Origin of the sequence: Winogradskyella sp. J14-2, assembly GCF_001971725.1 — a bacterium.
Classification (GTDB): domain Bacteria; phylum Bacteroidota; class Bacteroidia; order Flavobacteriales; family Flavobacteriaceae; genus Winogradskyella.
In genome coordinates, this window is record NZ_CP019388.1 from 2,305,008 (window position 1) to 2,322,295 (window position 17,288).

Annotated in this window: 9 protein-coding genes; 3 read left to right on the top strand and 6 right to left on the bottom strand. The window is 35.1% G+C overall.

The window, feature by feature from the left end:
- The first annotated feature begins 265 nt into the window (after positions 1-265).
- The gene (locus BWZ20_RS10430) at positions 266-1,684 is read left to right on the top strand and encodes an aldehyde dehydrogenase family protein (protein WP_076619763.1); all 1,419 of its coding nucleotides are present in this window, start codon (positions 266-268) and stop codon (positions 1,682-1,684) included.
- Between the two features lie 249 nt (positions 1,685-1,933).
- On the opposite strand, the gene BWZ20_RS10435 is transcribed toward BWZ20_RS10430, so the two are convergent.
- The 6 genes from BWZ20_RS10435 to BWZ20_RS10460 form a co-directional block, all read right to left on the bottom strand.
- Positions 1,934-4,939 (bottom strand): tail fiber domain-containing protein, encoded by a 3,006-nt coding sequence (locus BWZ20_RS10435; RefSeq protein ID WP_076619766.1) that lies wholly within the window; start codon positions 4,937-4,939, stop codon positions 1,934-1,936.
- 140 nt (positions 4,940-5,079) lie between these two features.
- Positions 5,080-5,769: a LytR/AlgR family response regulator transcription factor gene (locus BWZ20_RS10440; RefSeq protein WP_076619768.1), complete on the bottom strand. Its 690-nt coding sequence runs from the start codon at positions 5,767-5,769 to the stop codon at positions 5,080-5,082.
- Between the two features lie 99 nt (positions 5,770-5,868).
- Complete coding sequence (locus BWZ20_RS10445) at positions 5,869-7,620, bottom strand: histidine kinase dimerization/phosphoacceptor domain -containing protein (RefSeq protein ID WP_076619770.1); 1,752 nt, start codon at positions 7,618-7,620, stop codon at positions 5,869-5,871.
- A gap of 33 nt (positions 7,621-7,653) precedes the next feature.
- Positions 7,654-8,670: an isoaspartyl peptidase/L-asparaginase family protein gene (locus tag BWZ20_RS10450; protein ID WP_076619772.1), complete on the bottom strand. Its 1,017-nt coding sequence runs from the start codon at positions 8,668-8,670 to the stop codon at positions 7,654-7,656.
- Positions 8,671-8,680: 10 nt separating this feature from the next.
- The gene (locus tag BWZ20_RS10455; protein WP_076619773.1) at positions 8,681-10,351 is read right to left on the bottom strand and encodes an MFS transporter; all 1,671 of its coding nucleotides are present in this window, start codon (positions 10,349-10,351) and stop codon (positions 8,681-8,683) included.
- A gap of 158 nt (positions 10,352-10,509) precedes the next feature.
- On the bottom strand, positions 10,510-13,467 hold the full coding sequence (locus BWZ20_RS10460) for a GH92 family glycosyl hydrolase (protein ID WP_076619775.1): 2,958 nt from the start codon (positions 13,465-13,467) through the stop codon (positions 10,510-10,512).
- Positions 13,468-13,736: 269 nt separating this feature from the next.
- Between BWZ20_RS10460 and BWZ20_RS10465 the strand changes: the two genes are divergently transcribed.
- Entirely contained in the window at positions 13,737-15,716 is a 1,980-nt protein-coding gene (locus tag BWZ20_RS10465) for an LruC domain-containing protein (protein ID WP_076619777.1), read from the top strand.
- Positions 15,717-16,005: 289 nt separating this feature from the next.
- On the top strand, positions 16,006-17,235 hold the full coding sequence (locus tag BWZ20_RS10470; protein WP_076619786.1) for a metallophosphoesterase: 1,230 nt from the start codon (positions 16,006-16,008) through the stop codon (positions 17,233-17,235).
- The last annotated feature ends 53 nt before the right edge of the window (positions 17,236-17,288 follow it).

Sequence of the window (17,288 nt, forward strand, 5' to 3'; positions counted from 1 at the left end):
ATTAAATCGTTTTGTTTTAATTTCGAAACAAAGTAACATAGGTTTGTTTGATTGTAATGAAACTTTTGGACGAAACAAGGCGATAATTAGATAACTGACATTTGTACGTTAAAAATATCGACGAAATACACAAAGTGAGCGCTTAGCCCTTTAAAAGCGTTGTTTTATGAGGTTAAAATCATTGATTTTCAGGTTAAAAAAGATACCTTACAGATATCATCGACAAACTACACTAATAGTAATTAAGTGAGTTAACACCATAAATATGAATAGCACAACGTATAACGACAATCCTTACTGCCAATTGTTTTTAAAGCAGCAAGTCCGACAACTCAAGGTAGGAACGGTACCTTACCATTACAGAATAGGGCAGTTAAAAAGACTTAAAAAAGCTATTGAGCTTACATTTAGAGACCAAATTATTGAAGCTCTACGTAAGGATTTAAACAAACCTAAATTAGAGACTGAGCTTACAGAGATTTATCCGATTATATCCGAAATTAAATTTGCTAAGTCTAATCTTGCCCATTGGATGCAAAAGCAAAAGGTAGATTCACCTTTATCAATGCTTGGTTCTAGCTCTTATTATATATATGAACCAAAAGGTGTATGTTTAATTATCTCGCCATGGAATTTTCCTTTCAACTTAACTTTTGGACCATTAGTTTCGGCCATAGCAGCAGGTAATTCTGTAATTATTAAACCGTCAGAGATGACGTCAAATTCTTCTGCTTTAATGGCAGAGATTGTGAAAATTGTCTTCCCAGAAGACGAAGTTGCGTTGGTTGAAGGGGAAGTAGAAACCTCTAATAAACTGTTGCAATTACCGTTTAACCATATCTTTTTTACAGGCTCACCAAACGTTGGTAAAATTGTGATGTCGGCTGCCGCAAAACACTTAGCTTCAGTAACACTTGAGTTGGGTGGTAAATCTCCAACCGTAATAGATAATACAGCTAATATAGACAAAGCTGCAAAACGCATTGTTTGGGGAAAGTTCTTAAATGCAGGTCAAATATGTGTGTCACCAGACTATGTATTGATAGAAGAAAGCATTAAAACAAAGTTTGTAAATGCATGTAAAAAATGGATAGAACATTATTATACCACAAACCCGACTGAATCAGATTCTTACGCTAGGATTGTAACCAAAAAACACTTTGAACGTTTACAATCGTATTTAGAAAACGCAAAAAGTTTGGACGCCAATATTGAGGTTGGTGGCGATTTTGAAGCTGATTCAAGGTATATCTCCCCAACGATAGTTTCAAATTTAAAAGAAGAGACTACTCTGCTTAAAGAAGAAATATTTGGGCCAATTTTACCTATTGTTACCTATAACAGTTTGGATGAAGCCATTGCCTATGTCAATTCCAAAGAACGACCATTGGCCTTATATATCTACAGTAAAAATAAAAGAAATATAAAGAAGATTGTTAAAAACACAAGAGCTGGTGGTACATGTATTAATCATAACGTGATTCATTATGCCAATCATAACTTGCCCTTTGGTGGTGTAAATAATAGCGGCATCGGCAAGAGTCATGGTTTTTTTGGTTTTAAAGCTTTTAGCAATCAGCGTGCGGTAGTGAAACAACATACCTTTGGAATTAATGAATTGTTGTTTCCTCCATATACCAATTTAAAGGAAAAAATAGCAAGACTTACTGTAAAGTGGTTTTAAAAAACAAAAGTCGCTCCCTACTGCGACTTTTGCTTCAATATTTTTAATCTAGTATAGATTAATAGCTCTATAAAGTTATTTAAAATGTACAACTACAATATCTTTTTTTAGTGAATGAACGCTTTTTTCTAGTCAATGCCAATAACAAAACTTAGCTAAAAAAGAAAAAGTCGCTCCCTACAGCGACTTTTTCTATTATCCGACATGGTTATAAAGTATAACCGGTCTCAAAACATAATTGTTTAATTTTTATTTCTCACTTGTTTGGCCTTTTTGAACAGAAGTACTATTAGTTTCTGTTGCATTTTCTAATGCAAGGATACGAGCTTCTAATGATTCATATTTTTTTAATTGCTGTTTTAATATTATGTTCTCAGCTTCAAGAGTTTCAATTTTCGAGTTTAGTTCTTTTATGGCCTGAACAAAAACCGCATCATAGTCACCATAAGCGGTTTGGTAAAAACCAAGATTATCCTTTGTCACCTTTCCTGGAAAAACCTGCATGAGTTCTTGAGCAATGAAGCCGTATTGTATATTCTTAGGACGGTCAATACCTGTTTGGTCATCATTCCACTCATAGGTTACTCCTCTTAGCGCTAAAAGTTTGTTTAGTGCATTTTCACCATCAATAGTTTTAATGTTCTTTTTTAAGCGTCGATCTGAATTAGCTAACCATGCACCAGCTACGTTTTTTGAAGCATTTCCATTCACTTCAAAATTATTCGTTGTAGGTGTTCTTCTTATACCGACTCTACCTTCTCCTGTCATTTCAATAAGGTTACTACCAGTACCAGTGCCGGAAATGTTATTATAAAAAATTGTAAACCTAGAATCAGGATGTGTGTTATCTGTTCTGCTATAGATTGTCCAGTAATTATTGGTTTCTACACTGTTTCTAAATTTTATTCTCGAACCATCATTTACCTCAGTTTCAAAAAAATTGAGATGGGCTATTCCAGCTAGTGGCTGACTGTTTTGCTGTATTTGAAATTCGCCATTGGCGCGCAAAATATTACTGTTGAAGTCACCATAAATTAAAGCATTGTTTTGATCTCCTGAAGAATTATCAATGAATAGCTTATTGCTAGCAGTGTTATTGGAGCCTGCTTGGTAACCAATATATACATTGCCAGAGCCTGTACTGTTCTCACCTGCATCGGTCCCAATAAAGGTGTTATTGCCACCTGTAATATTATTCAAGCCTGCATGTTTTCCTATGGCCACATTATTGTCACCACTGGTATTGTTTTGTAAGGCATAATACCCAAATGCCGAATTATCAAATCCTTGACTGGTTTGATACCTTAAGGTTTGGTTTCCAAAAGCAACATTTCTGTCTGCCGTAGTATTATTCTCTAAAGACTGATACCCAAAGGCGGAATTTCCAAAACCATTTGTGTTAGAGGCTAAGGCTCTGTACCCCAACGCATTGTTGCCAACTGTGTTGGTTGCTGTCGCCAATGTTTGATAACCCACAGCCACATTGCCTTCTCCAGAAGTTAGATTGGCAAGTGCACTACTTCCAAGGGCTACATTCCAATCACCAGACACGTTGGCAGAAAATGCACCAGCGCCCACACCAGTATTGTAAGAGCCAGTAGCAGAAGCATCTAAAACTGCATACCCAACGGCTGTATTATTTTGACCGTTTGAGAGATTTCTCATGGCAAAAGCACCAACACCTGTATTGCGTTCACCCGTAGCGGTTTGATTAAGTCCTACTTCTTGCCCTAAGAACACAGACTCATTAGTGTCTAAAAATTCCAAGGTATTGTTGTTGAGTCTCATGGTTTCAGTACCGCTAACTTCTACAAGTAAGGGAATTGTGCCACCATTAACATGTAGCCTTGCGCTAGGTGTGGTTTCACCTATACCCACATTACCTTGTGTATATATATTATCATTAATATCGTTTGGTATTGTTGTGCCGCCGACCTCGTACCAGTCAGAATCCTCATTAAATAAGGAGGATAGATTTACACTATTTCCATCAGTTATACTCAGAAAATTACCAGATAGTGTAAGTGTTTGGTCGTCTGTATCAGTAAATATTGAGGTAGGGTCTGTCCAAGTAGCATTACCACTATTGTCCGAAATTAAGATGTTACCTGTTGATTCATTACCATCACGATATTGAAAATCACCTACAATGTCGAGAGTAGCTGAAGGATTATCGTGTCCTATACTTAATTGTCCATCCTCATTAAGTACAAATACTTCATCAGTTGTACTTATAAATCGATTTATGTTTATCCTAATAGCCAGATCTCCACTTGTTGGAGCAGTACCACTTGCATTGCCATTGTTATAGGTGTTGCCAGTAGAGTAGTACCCATATATTTCGGGTGTTGCCCAACCATAACTCTCATCTTCAAATTCTACAGAATAGGTAAAGCTCGTTGTAATTGTAATCCCAGCTGGAAAGTTGATTCTCCTTGGAACAGGTGCTGTTGAATAGGAAACAGAAAATACGTTATTATAAATTATGGTTCCATTTCGTCGAATGATTATTCTGGTATCTTGGTTACCATTACTCGAGCCTCTGGCGAAAAAGTCAATGTAATTTAATTCGCCATCTTGGGGCGTGGTGAAAGTTTGGATCATGCCATTTTCAATTTCATTGCTGTTACCCGAAGTAGCACCTGAGATATTTGATACAATAGTAGTAGGAGCTAAAATTGTTGAATTACCTCTGGCTTCAATGACATTTTTACCGTTGGTAAAACCAATATCTAGTGTGGCATTAGGATTGGTTTGGTTTAGCCCTAAATCTCCATCTTGGTCTAATACCATTTGTTCAATGTTGTTGGTTCTAAACCTTATTGGTAGATTATTGGTTGTTCCAAAGAAATTTGTTCCGTTTATAGCATTGCCATTAAGAGACCAATCGTTTGCTGTTCCACTAACTATTTTAACCCAATTGTTAGCTGGTTCATCCCAGTAATAAAATCCTTTGCCATCTTCTCCTGTGCCTGTGTAAAATACCATCATACCATCTTGGTTAGCTGTCATGCTGAAAACTGAAGGTAGATTTGATACCCTTGGTATTAAAATACCATCTGTATTTGTTGGTGAAGTTGCATTAGACGCACTAATATCTAATTGTGCCTGAGGGTTGGTATTGCCAACACCTACTTGAGCCAACAGGCTGTGACCAATTAAAAACATGAAAATTATAAGAAATCCTATAGAAAAATTTTTAACAGGATGCTTTCTAAAGATATTATTTGAATCATTTTGGTTAGTTGTATTCATAACGTAGAGATTAATAGCCTAATAAAACTATTTTAAAATCAATACTTTATAGTGCTGTTTTTAGTAAAATGGTATTTTTTTTTAGTAAGTGCAGAAAAACCCTGAAGATGTGTTTTTGAAGGACTGTATTTAACCGGTAACTATATGCTTTTTAGCTTGCTTACTACCAAACTTTTCTGCGAAGCACTTACTGGAACGCTGTCATTTTTTAGTGTAATGGTATTTTTATCTATACTCATTATATGGTTTAGATTAACAACAAATGAGCGATGCGCTTTTACAAAATTTTCACCTTGCAACTGCTTTGAGACATGTTTTAAGGTATATGGTACTAAAAAGGTATCTGTTTGAGTTACAACATAGCAATAATTATCGTAAGCTTTGAGATAGCTTATAGTGTTTTCGTTTATGCGGTGTAATCTACCATCGTGCTTAATGGTTAAGAAGTGCTGTTGCATATCTTTATAATTATGCCAAGCTAATTCTATATTGGTTCTAAGACCAGTCTCAGTAAATGGCTTAACGATATAACCCAGAGGGTTGGTATGCTTAACACGTTCAATAGTATTTGGATCCGTTTGTGAAGATAAATAAAGGTAAGGCTTGTGCCGTTTATCGAGTTCCGTGGCTAAATCTACACCATCCTTTTCGCCTGAAAGTTGAATATCGATGAGTGTTAAGTCTGGTTTTAAACGCTCTATGTCTTTTAATGCCGTATTAAAATCTTCAGCATCACCAACGGCATAAAAACCTTGTTTGCGTAGAGCTACCTCAATGGTTGAAACTATAAGCGGCTCATCTTCAACGATGTAAATATTAAGAGATTTCAAGGTTATTTATATTTTAGAATATTAAACTAGACAAACACTAATTTACAATTATCTTTTTTTAGTGAATGCCTAGTTTTTTTTAGTGAGTGAAATGCGGATTTATAGCAAATTATATTTTTTTATGATAAGTTGAGCTTCTGTACCTTCATTAATTTTAGACATATAATTGAGCGATGCATTTAACTTTTTTGAAAGGGCTTTCATCAATGTAATACCAAATGATGTGTTTTTTACTTCGCCTTCAAATCCGTTCCCATTATCAATTACTTTTAGTTCTAGGTGGTCTTCGACTTTGTTAAAATAGATATCGATTTTACTTTTTGACGTCACTTCATCAAAAGCATGCTTTAATGTATTAACGATGAGCTCGTTTAAAATAAGACCAACAGGAGTAATAGTCTCGATGTCCAACACTAAGGGCTCAATATCTAGATTGTAAGTTATAGGCTCTGATTTAAACTGATGGCTTTCAAAAATGTCTCTTACCAAATCGTTAAAATAGTCCTTGGTATTTATACCAACAAGTTCGTCTTTGTTATAAAGTTTTTGGTGAATCAAGACCATAGAACGCACACGGTTTTCGGCTTCTTTAATGGCTATTTTAGCTTCTTTGTCTTCAACACTTTCAGACTGCAGATAAAGTAAACTCGATACAATTTGAAAACTATTTTTTACGCGATGATGGGTTTCTTTAAGCAACACATTTTTTTCATCTATAGTGGCTTCGAGGAGTTGCTTTTGTCTAGCTAGTTGTAATTTTTTCTTTCTGTTATTGTATAATAAAAAAGCTAAGGCTGAAGCGATAATAACACCTATAACTAAAAGTGTTATATACAATTGCTCTTCTTTTTCTTTTTTTTCGAGGGCTTCTTTTGTTTTTTCAGTCTGATATTTAGTTTCTAACTCATAGACGGTTTGATCACGTTGTTTTTCTTTGATTGACTCGTACATCTTTAAGTAATCATCTCTGTAGGATAAAGCAGTTTCAAAATCACCAATACTTCTGTAATAGTTAGATAGCGACATCGTCATTATACTATTGTTTCTTAAAGCTGTAGTGCTTTCTAACGATGCTTTTGCACGTTTTATAATAGGTTGCATTCCCAAAGTATCTTTTAGTGCAATTTTTGCATTGATGAGATACGTGAGGTTTTCTTCAGAATTATAGTTATCAGGATGTTGTATAGTAGCTTTCTCTAAAAAAGGTAATGCGTCTCTAAACTTTTCTTGCCTAATGTATAAATTACCCAAATTTGCATAGGTATCAAAATTTAATTCTTCTCTCGTATTTATATCAAGACTTTTTAAAAGAAGTTCTTCTGCTTCTAAGAAGTTGTTTAGAGAGGAATTAATAGTACCTAGATTGATAAGACATTTTTTTTGAAGTTCTAAATCATCCACTTCTTTTGCCTTCTCGTAAGAAATTGTATAATATTCTAATGCTTTTTCATAATTATCTGATGTGTGAAACATCACTCCAAGTGAATGATAAATTGAACTGTCATAGTCTAGATTATTTTCTTCACAGATTGCTATACCATCAAAATAAAGACTACTCGCTCTATCGTAATTACCATCTACAATTTCGTAATAGAGTCCACTTGTTTCTTTAGCAATAGCCTGACCAAGTGGGTAGTTGCTCAGTTTAGAAAAATCATAGGCTTTATTAGAATATATGAGAGCACTATCATTTTCTTCCATAATGTATTCCCAAGCCAGATCAACATGAAACTGTACCTTTTTTTCGATATTAGATGTACTCTCTATTGCGTCTCTGAGTTGGTCTTTTAGGTCGTTATTTTGAGAAATTGAAAGAAAAGGGATGAAAAGAAAAATCCAGAAAAATTTCAATTGAATAAATTTAAGAGTTAATAGCTCTTTAATTTAAGAATTTTCTGCCTCATAATAAAAATCGGATTGAATTTGCTCATTAATTCCATCTTGAAACTTGGTCATACTAAACCATTGATGTATGGAATAGCTACCAGTTTCTCCTTTTTTGTTTACTGCGATATAACCTACCTGAAAATCTTTGTAGTTACTGTTGGGTTTATTAACAATTCTACTAATGGCTTCCTCACAAGCTTCTTGAGGTGACTTACCTTGACGCATTAGTTCTACCACTAAAAAGCTACCAACAGTTTTAACCACTTCTTCACCTAAACCTGTAGCAACACAACCTCCGATGTCATTATCGATAAATAATCCCGAACCAATAATTGGCGAATCGCCAACACGACCTTGCATTTTGTAAGCCAATCCACTTGTGGTACAAGCGCCAGCAATATCTCCATTTTTGTCAATGGCTAGCATGCCTATAGTGTCGTGATTTTCAATATTAATTATCGGTTTGTATTCGCTTTTTATTTTCCAGTCTTCCCAAGCTTTTTTTGAGGTTTCCGTCAATAAATCTTCTTCTTTAAAACCTTGTGAAATGGCAAATTGTTTAGCTCCTTCGCCAGCTAACATAACATGAGGTGTGTCTTCCATTACTTTTCTGGCAACGGATACTGCGTGTGTTATACTTTGAAGATAAATGACCGAGCCACAATTTCCGTGCTTGTCCATAATACAGGCATCTAGCGTCACATTACCATCTCTGTCTGGTAAGCCGCCTTTGCCCACTGAGCTATTTTTAATGTCAGCTTCCTCAACCATACAACCTTGCTCAACGGCATCTAGAGATGTTCCTCCAGATTGTAATATTTCCATGGCTCTTGCTGTAGCATTTTTTACGTGCCAAGTGGCAATTACTAACGGTAATTTTTCTTCATCTGTTGAAACGATAGTCTCATTATTTTCTTCTTTAGATTCAGAATTATTGCAACTGGTTAATGAATTTCCAATGACTAATCCTGCACTTGTTAAAGCGGCGTTTTTTATAAAGTTTCTTCGTTTCAAAATCTAAGATTTAATATTCAACACCTTGTTTGTCTAAAACAGTCTTTGTTCTAAATGCATAAAATAATAAATACATAAAACAGACAACAGCTATCCAGTACGATGATTGAATGGTAAATACATCTGCTAGCTTCCCTTGTACAGGTGGAATTATAGCACCACCTAAAATCATCATTATTAAAAACGCTGAACCTTGTGAGGTATATTTCCCTAAACCTGCAATACTCAATGTGAAAATACAAGGCCACATTATAGAGCAAAATAACCCACCAGAAATAAAAGCGAATAAAGCCACATTACCAGAAGCAAATAAACCGATGAGCATTGCAATAATACCTAATAAACTGAAAATTTTTAAAGTTTGAACAGGTTTGTCCTTAGCTAAGAAGAAACCACCGATTTGAACGGCAATACAAATGGCAAAGAACAAAATTTCATCAGTACTAAAGCTATATTTTATGGAATTTACTAGGATGATAACACCAAAAGCAATGTAAGGTACAATGATAAGCAAGGCTTTTTTAAGACCTTTACTTGGATTAAAAACCGTAATAGCACCAACCCAACGACCAATCATTAATCCGCCCCAATATAACGAGATGTATGAACCTAGTTGAGAGTCATTCAAAACAGGCAAGCCTAAGGCATTAAGACCTGAATTTTCAAATTCTTGCTTTAAAAGTTCGCCAAGATTACTACCCACAGTAACTTCTACACCTACATAGGTGAATATAGCTAGCATACCCAAAACGAGTTGCGGATATTTCATTGCTCCCCAACCTTCAGGCTTTTTAGTTGCACTAGAATTAGCAACAATAACTGCTGCGATAACAGCTAAAAGCGCAATGAATAAAATCATTAATCTTATATGTTCAAGGTCTTCTGTAGCTTCAACATTACCAGAATAGGTGCTAAAAATATAACCGAAACATCCAACAATAACTAAGGTTAAAACAATGAGTAGGTTTCTAGCTTTATTAGCAGGCTCAAAAGCGGTTTCAGATTTTAAGGCTGGTAGTTTTTTAGAGAAATAAAATAATGCGGCAGCAGCTAAAAATAATCCTCCAACACCAAGATAAAGTTGTTGTACGGTCATTAGCGTAATTTCATTATTGGCAATCATAGATGCTAATTCGTCAGTGCTCCAACTTGCAGAACCAAAAATGACTAAACTTACCACAACAGGACCTATGGTTGTTCCGAAGGAATTAATACCACCAGCTAAATTCAAGCGATGCGAACCCGTTTCTGGGTCACCAAGTGCAATAGCAAATGGGTTGGCAGCGGTTTGTTGCAGCGAGAACCCTAAAGCCACAATAAAATACGCGATGAGCACCAAATAGAATACACCTGTTTGACCTTGTTCAGCACCTGCAGTTACAGGATACATTACAAAAGCACCAACTGCTGAAAGTAACAACCCATAAATAATACCGTTTTTGTAGCCCCAACTATTCATAATATCTTTTTTGATAGAACCAGAAAGAATAAATAATAACAAAGCACCGGTGTAATACGCACCATAAAAGGCAAAATCTACCAATTGCGACTGAAACTGGTCAATATTAAAATACGTTTTACAAAAAGGAATAAATACACTGTTGGATGCAGCAATAAATCCCCAAAAAAAGAAAACGGTGACTAAGGTTGCTAAAGCCGATTTGTTGTTTTGATTGCTCATATAATTGTTAGTTAGTTTTTTTAATTCTATTTTTCTGTCACATCGAGCATTGGTTGAAGTAAAAATATATTTTTACTGAATGCACCTTGCAGAGCAAGTCGAGATGCTAAAGATAATTAAGTATCAAAGATTTCTCGACTACACTAAAAATGACAGTTTTATTTTATTGAAATCTCATCAGCAAAAATCCAGCTTCTACCATCCATTGGGTAGCCTAAATGCCATTCTGGTAGTTCGCCTAATTTCTTTGCGATGATTTTTATGTATCTATATTTTTTTGGAACTTGTTTGAAATAAACTTCTTTAATTTCAATGTCATTTGATCTTTTAGCTGCATCAATTTTTCTTGCTTGTTTTTCAATTGGGAAAAATTGCTCTCCATCTACTGAACCCAAACAGTTCACTTCTGTTGGGTAAAAAATCCAAGCACCTTGGTCTTGCAAAAAGTTAATGGTCACAAGATTTACAGATTTTTCTTCACCCAAATCTACGGTAGCCACTAAATCTCTATTGTGGTAACCTTGCCAGCTGCCTGTTCTGTAGTTTTTAGTACTTCTAATACCATCTATAAGTGCATCATTTCCACCTGCTGAATACTGATTGGCAAATTCACTTTCAAGTGTTATACTTAGGTTTGGATCAATCTTATAAAATGGTGTGGTTAGTACAGGACTTTTCAGGGTTCCTTTTTCAGAATATAACTTCACCTTTGTGTCTTCTGTTATTGTAAAAGGCGTTTCGTAAAGTTGAAAATTTTCATCATCTATAGCATAAAATATCTTAGCATCTTTTTCCGAAGTATTTAAAATAACTTCCGTAGAATCTCTAAAAGTGATATCGCCTTTTTCAATAAATGGAGACGGTAAAATAATATGATCTGTTATTTCGGTTTTTGGCTCCTCACCATTTCGACTTCCCCAAACGGCTGGATTATCGGTCATATGAAATTCCAAATTACCACCATCCATAATGTCTTGATGAGTGATGTAGGTGTTGTTCAGTTTTTCGCCATTTAAATACACATATTCTACATACTTATTGGTATCACTTAGTTTATGCGCTGTAATGTTGAATTGTTTTCCGTTTTCCAGATTAATGGTGGCTTTGTCAAAAAGTGGTGTGCCAATAATGTATTGATTAGAACCTGGTGTTACAGAATAAAAGCCCATAGAACTCAATACGTACCACGCACTCATTTGTCCACAATCTTCATTTCCCGAAACACCATCTGGATCGTTTTTATAGAGTTCGGTTAAAATTTGATGAACTTTCTCTTGCGTTTTATGCGGCTTATTTACAAAATTATAAAGGTAAGCCATATGATGGCTCGGCTCGTTGCCGTGCGCATACTGACCAATTAAACCTGTAATATCGGACTGATGACGTCCAGAAGTTTCGCTTTTTGCCGAAAATAATTCCTCAAGTTGGGCTTCTAAAGCGTCTTTTCCGCCCAATAAATTTATGAAGCCAGAAATATCTTGTGGTACATAAAAACTGTATTGCCAAGCATTGGCTTCGGTATAATTGAAGTTAACTTCATAAGGATCGAAAGGCGAAAACCATGTATTTCTGAAACGTCCACGCATAAATTTACTACTTGGATCAAACACATTTTTGTAATACTGTGCTCGTTGAATGTAGGTTTTATAATCGTCGTCCTCGTTCATCGCTTTTGCCATCTGTGCAATCGTCCAATCGTCATAAGCATATTCTAAGGTTTTTGAAACCGATTCGCTTTCTTCATCAACAGGTATAAAACCGTATTTTTTATAGGCTTCTAACCCAAATTTATCTCGCGTTGCCGAATGTTTCATTGCTTCAAACGCTTTTTCGGTATCGTAGTCTCTAATACCTTTTAAATAGGCATCGGCAATAACAGGTACAGCGTGGTAGCCAATCATACAGTCAGTATAATTGCCTGATAAATCCCACATTGGCATTATGCCACCTTCATCATATTTTGCCAAAAATGTATTGATGAAATCATTGGTTTTGTCCTGTTCTATGATGGTGTAGAGCGGGTGAGCAGCTCTGTATGTATCCCAAAGTGAAAACACAGTGTAATAATCGAAATCTTTGGTTTGATGAACTTCTAAATCCATACCTCTATAACGGCCATCAACATCTTGATAGATATTTGGTGCAACCATCGTATGGTAAATCGCTGTGTAGAAATTGGTTTTCTTGTCAATATCATTAGATTCAACCACAATTTTTTCAAGTTGAGATTCCCAGGCTTGTTGTGCTTCTTGCTTTACGGTTTCAAAATCTTTGTTTAAAACTTCGGCTTCCAAATTTTTATAAGCACCAGCTTCATCAACAGCTGAAATTCCTGTTTTAATGAATATTGGTTCGTTGTTTGGGTTTTTAAATTGAATGATGGCTTTTTTACTTTCAAACTTATAGTTTTTAGTTACAGCTACACCTTCGCCATCATCATAAACAATGGCTTTTATTGGGTGTGAAAATTTGATATGATAGAACAAACGCTGGTCTTTTGCCCAAGCTGAAGAATGTCTGTAGCCATTAATTTCTGTGTCGTTTAGCTTGTTAATTTTATAACCCAAAAGTTTGTCTCTGTGTTCTAAATCTAAAACCACATACTGATTTTCAGCCGATGGAAACTGATATTTATGAATACCACTGCGTTTAGAAACTGTTAATTCAACATCAATATTTGTTGAGTCTAAATACACTTTATAATAACCAGGTTCAGCACTTTCATTCTCATGCGAAAAGTGAGCGCGATAACCAGATTTTCCATCAGATCCATTATTAAAATTTACTTTATTGGTTGGCATTAAAAGCACATCGCCATAATCGCTAATGCCTGTGCCGCTAAGATGCGTGTGTGAAAATCCGTAGATGTATTTGTCAGTATAATGATAACCCGAGCAGCCGTCCCAACCCTCTAAGCGCGTATCTGGACTCAGTTGCATCATGCCAAAAGGCAACGTTGCACCAGGATAGGTGTGACCGTGACCACCAGTGCCTATAAATGTGTTGACGTAGTTGGTTAACGCCTGATCTTTTTTTGCAGATTTGAGAGTATTGTTTTTATTACATCCAAAAAATAAGATTATAACAATTAAAACAGAGGTTAATTTAAACGTCATCAAAAAGATTGCTAAAATTAGAGCATCTAATATACTAAAATGCCAGACAAGATTGTCCTTTCTATTTTCAAAATGGGTTAGAGGAATTTCAATTTAAAATTTTAGATTGAAATAATGGTACTCTGTTAAATAGACCAGTGATTAAAATTCTGAAAAAAACCATTGGTCTTTACTAACCTTTTGTTAGTCGACTTAAAAATTCATTCTAGCGATTTTCATCAGATCTGTTCTTTTAAGTAGCCGAAATTTGTCCTAATTAAATCGTAGCCATGAGAAACATAATATTTATATCCTTGCTTACTTTTGTTATCTTTTTTGCCTGTAGCAAAGACATAGAAAGTGCAAAAGAGAACCACTCCGAAATAGTTGATGGTGATATTACTTCATTTAATATTCCTACAGATTTTAACTTTGATACGACTAAAGAAATAGAAATTGATGTTGAAGTTAACAGTCTAACAGATCAACCTTTGTCTGGTGTGAAGGTTAGCTTTTTTACGGAACATCCAGATTCTGGTGGAACATACTTATCTTCTGGGTTTACCAGTTCAATTGGTGTATTAAGCACTAAAATCCAAGTACCAACATATTTAGAGGATTTATTTGTTCAAGTGCATAGTGTGGGTTTTGCAAATCAAAAAAAAGAACTTATATCTCAACATATGAGTATAACTTTTGGTGGCTTGCCAGACGAAAGGTCTAATGACTATGGTAATAGAGTCTCTAATAACCCAATTTTAATCTCAGATAATTATTATTACATGGGAAGTTACAATATTGGAGGAACAAAAGGACTACCTCATTATCTTGAGTCTGAAAGTGATAATTTAAGTCAGGAGTTTTTAGACGGTGTAAAAGCGTCTCTTCCAGAAAATAAACCAGTTCCAGATTATAATCCGGAGTATCTCACATCAGGGAACGAGCTTGATGTTGTGGTAACAGACTTAAGTGATGTTTGGGTTACTTTTGTTACCGAAGGCGCAGGATACAAAAATGCCTTAGGGTACTATGTTTTTGATACAGATAATCCACCTACCAGCGCTAGTGACATAGATTCTATTTACGTTGTATTGCCAAATGCATCGTTAGCTAATTCTGGTGGTGAACTCTATGCTGGCGATAAAGTAAAACTAGGAACTTTTCAGGCAGGAAAAAGTATTTCTTGGGTGCTGTTTCAAAATGCGTGGACAGGTTCAGGCACAAACGTAAACACAACTAAATTTTACTCGCGTTCAGATTTTAATACAATAGAAAGTGATCCAACTAAACGTCAACACACAGTTCAGTTAGCAGATTTTGGAAACCAACGATTATTAAATGGTTTTGAAGACCAAACACGATCTCTAAGTAGCGATAATGATTTTAACGACTTGGTTTTTTATGTATCTGCAAATCCTTGGGAGGCTATTGAGATTGGTGGGATACCACAAGTTACACCAAGTACCGATGACGATGGTGATGGTGTTTCTAATGAAAGTGATGATTTTCCTAATGATCCACTGAGAGCTATCCAAAATACATACACAGGATCTTTGGCTTTTGAGGATCTATGGCCAGCGCAAGGAGATTATGATTTTAACGATATGGTCATTGACTATGAGATAGACCATATACTTAACGGAAATAATCTTTTGGTTAATATTGAAGCCGATTGGAATGTTAAAGCAGTTTTTGCCAGTTTTAATAATGGTTTTGGGATACAACTAAAAGAACTAATGCCCAATGATGTGGCCAGTGTTACAGGGTCTTATCTCACGAACAATAGTATTAATGTTAATGGAAATGGAACAGAGGCAAATCAAAATAAAGCAACTGTCATTTTTTTTGATAGTGTATTTGATGCTACTCAAACATCAAACAACAATATCATAAGTTCTACAATTAGTTTTACTAATCCAGTGTCACAAAACCTAACGGGTTATCCTCCTTACAACCCATTTATTTTTGTAAACGGTGATAGAAGCAAAGAAATTCACCTACCAGGCCACAAACCAACAGATCTTTTTGATGACGAATGGTTTGGGACATCGTCTGATGCTAGTGAACCAGAAAGCGATTATTACTACAAAACTTCTAACGGTTTGCCTTGGGTAATCAATATACCCGAATCATTCGACTTTCCTGATGAAGGATATCCTATAAATGAAGCCTATTATTTCTTTTCAAATTGGGCAATAAGTGGTGGTAGTTTGAATAAAGATTGGTACAAAGATCTTCCGTCTTACAGAGACACAAGCAAAATTCATTAAAAATTTAAAATTACGCTAAGTGAAGTCTCGTGTGTTTATAAAATGCTCGAGACTTCTTTATTTATAGCAGAATGCGTAAATTATATCATCGGTTTAGTGATTGCTAATTCGCTTTCTCTTTTTCTTTGCATTATGTTTACTGTTTATATGTAATTCATTTTTATTTTTCTCAAATGAACTAAAAATCATCTGGTATGAGAGCGATTAGAAAAGTCTATATAACCTATAAACAAAAACCTTTAACACTTTAATAAGATAAGTAGGTGTGGCTTATATGTAAATTTGCAACATGACACGTTGGATTATTTTTATTATTATTTATGTTTTGCTTACAGCCTACGGTTTTCAGGCTATTAAGACTGTGACAAAGCAGAGTTGGATCCATTATTTATTTTTAGGTCTTGCTTTGTTAGTGGTGGGTAATTTTATAATTCAATTTACTATTTATAGCGAAGGACGTGTGCTAAGCCCATCTAAAAGTTATGCCTTAGGGTTTCTCTTGGCTTACATGTCTATAAACTTAGTCTTAGTACCAATTCTTTTAGGTGAGGATATTATTAGAGGGTTTTATGGACTTTACGATAAGTTTATAGCAAAGCGCGAAGCTTTGTATATTCCAAGTCGTCGAAGATTTATAAGTCAAATAGGTTTAGGGTTAGCTGCAATACCATTTGCCTCGCTCTTATATGGTATGTTTAAGGGAAAGTACAACTTTAGAGTACTAAACTACACCTTGCATTTTGAAGACTTACCAGATGCATTTGATGGCTATCGATTAACCCAAATTAGTGATATACACTCAGGAAGTTTTGATAATAAAGAGAAAATTGAATATGCCATCGATTTAATTAATGAGCAACAATCTGACATTATTTTGTTTACTGGTGATATGGTAAATAATAAGGCCAGTGAAATGCTGCCATGGATAGATACCTTTAGTCGTTTAAAGGCTAAAGACGGAAAGTTTTCTGTATTAGGTAATCATGATTATGGCGATTATGTCGATTGGAAATCAAAAGCAGAAAAAATAAAAAATCTTGAAGATTTAAAAACTATACAAAAAGAAATTGGCTTTGATTTGTTGTTAAACGAACATCGTTATCTTGAAAAAAATGGAGACAAAATTGCCCTTGTAGGTGTTGAAAATTGGGGGAAAGGAGGTTTTAAAAAAGCCGGTGACTTAAAAAAGGCCTCAGCAGCAATTGATAAAGATGATTTTAAAATTTTAATGACCCACGATCCCAGTCATTGGGATATTGAAGTTGTCAACGATGCTTACCATTACCATTTAACCTTAAGCGGTCATACCCACGGTATGCAATTCGGAATTGAAATACCAGGTTGGATAAAATGGAGTCCTGCAAAGTGGCGTTACAAACAATGGGCTGGGATCTATGAAACTTTGGGGCAATACATTAATGTTAATAGAGGTTTTGGCTTTTTGGCTTATCCTGGAAGGGTTGGTATATGGCCCGAGATTACTGTTATAGAGTTTAAAAAAGGAACAAAAGAGACATAATTGCTAACAATTGTTTATTTTTATATAGTTCATAATGAACTTACTACATTTTG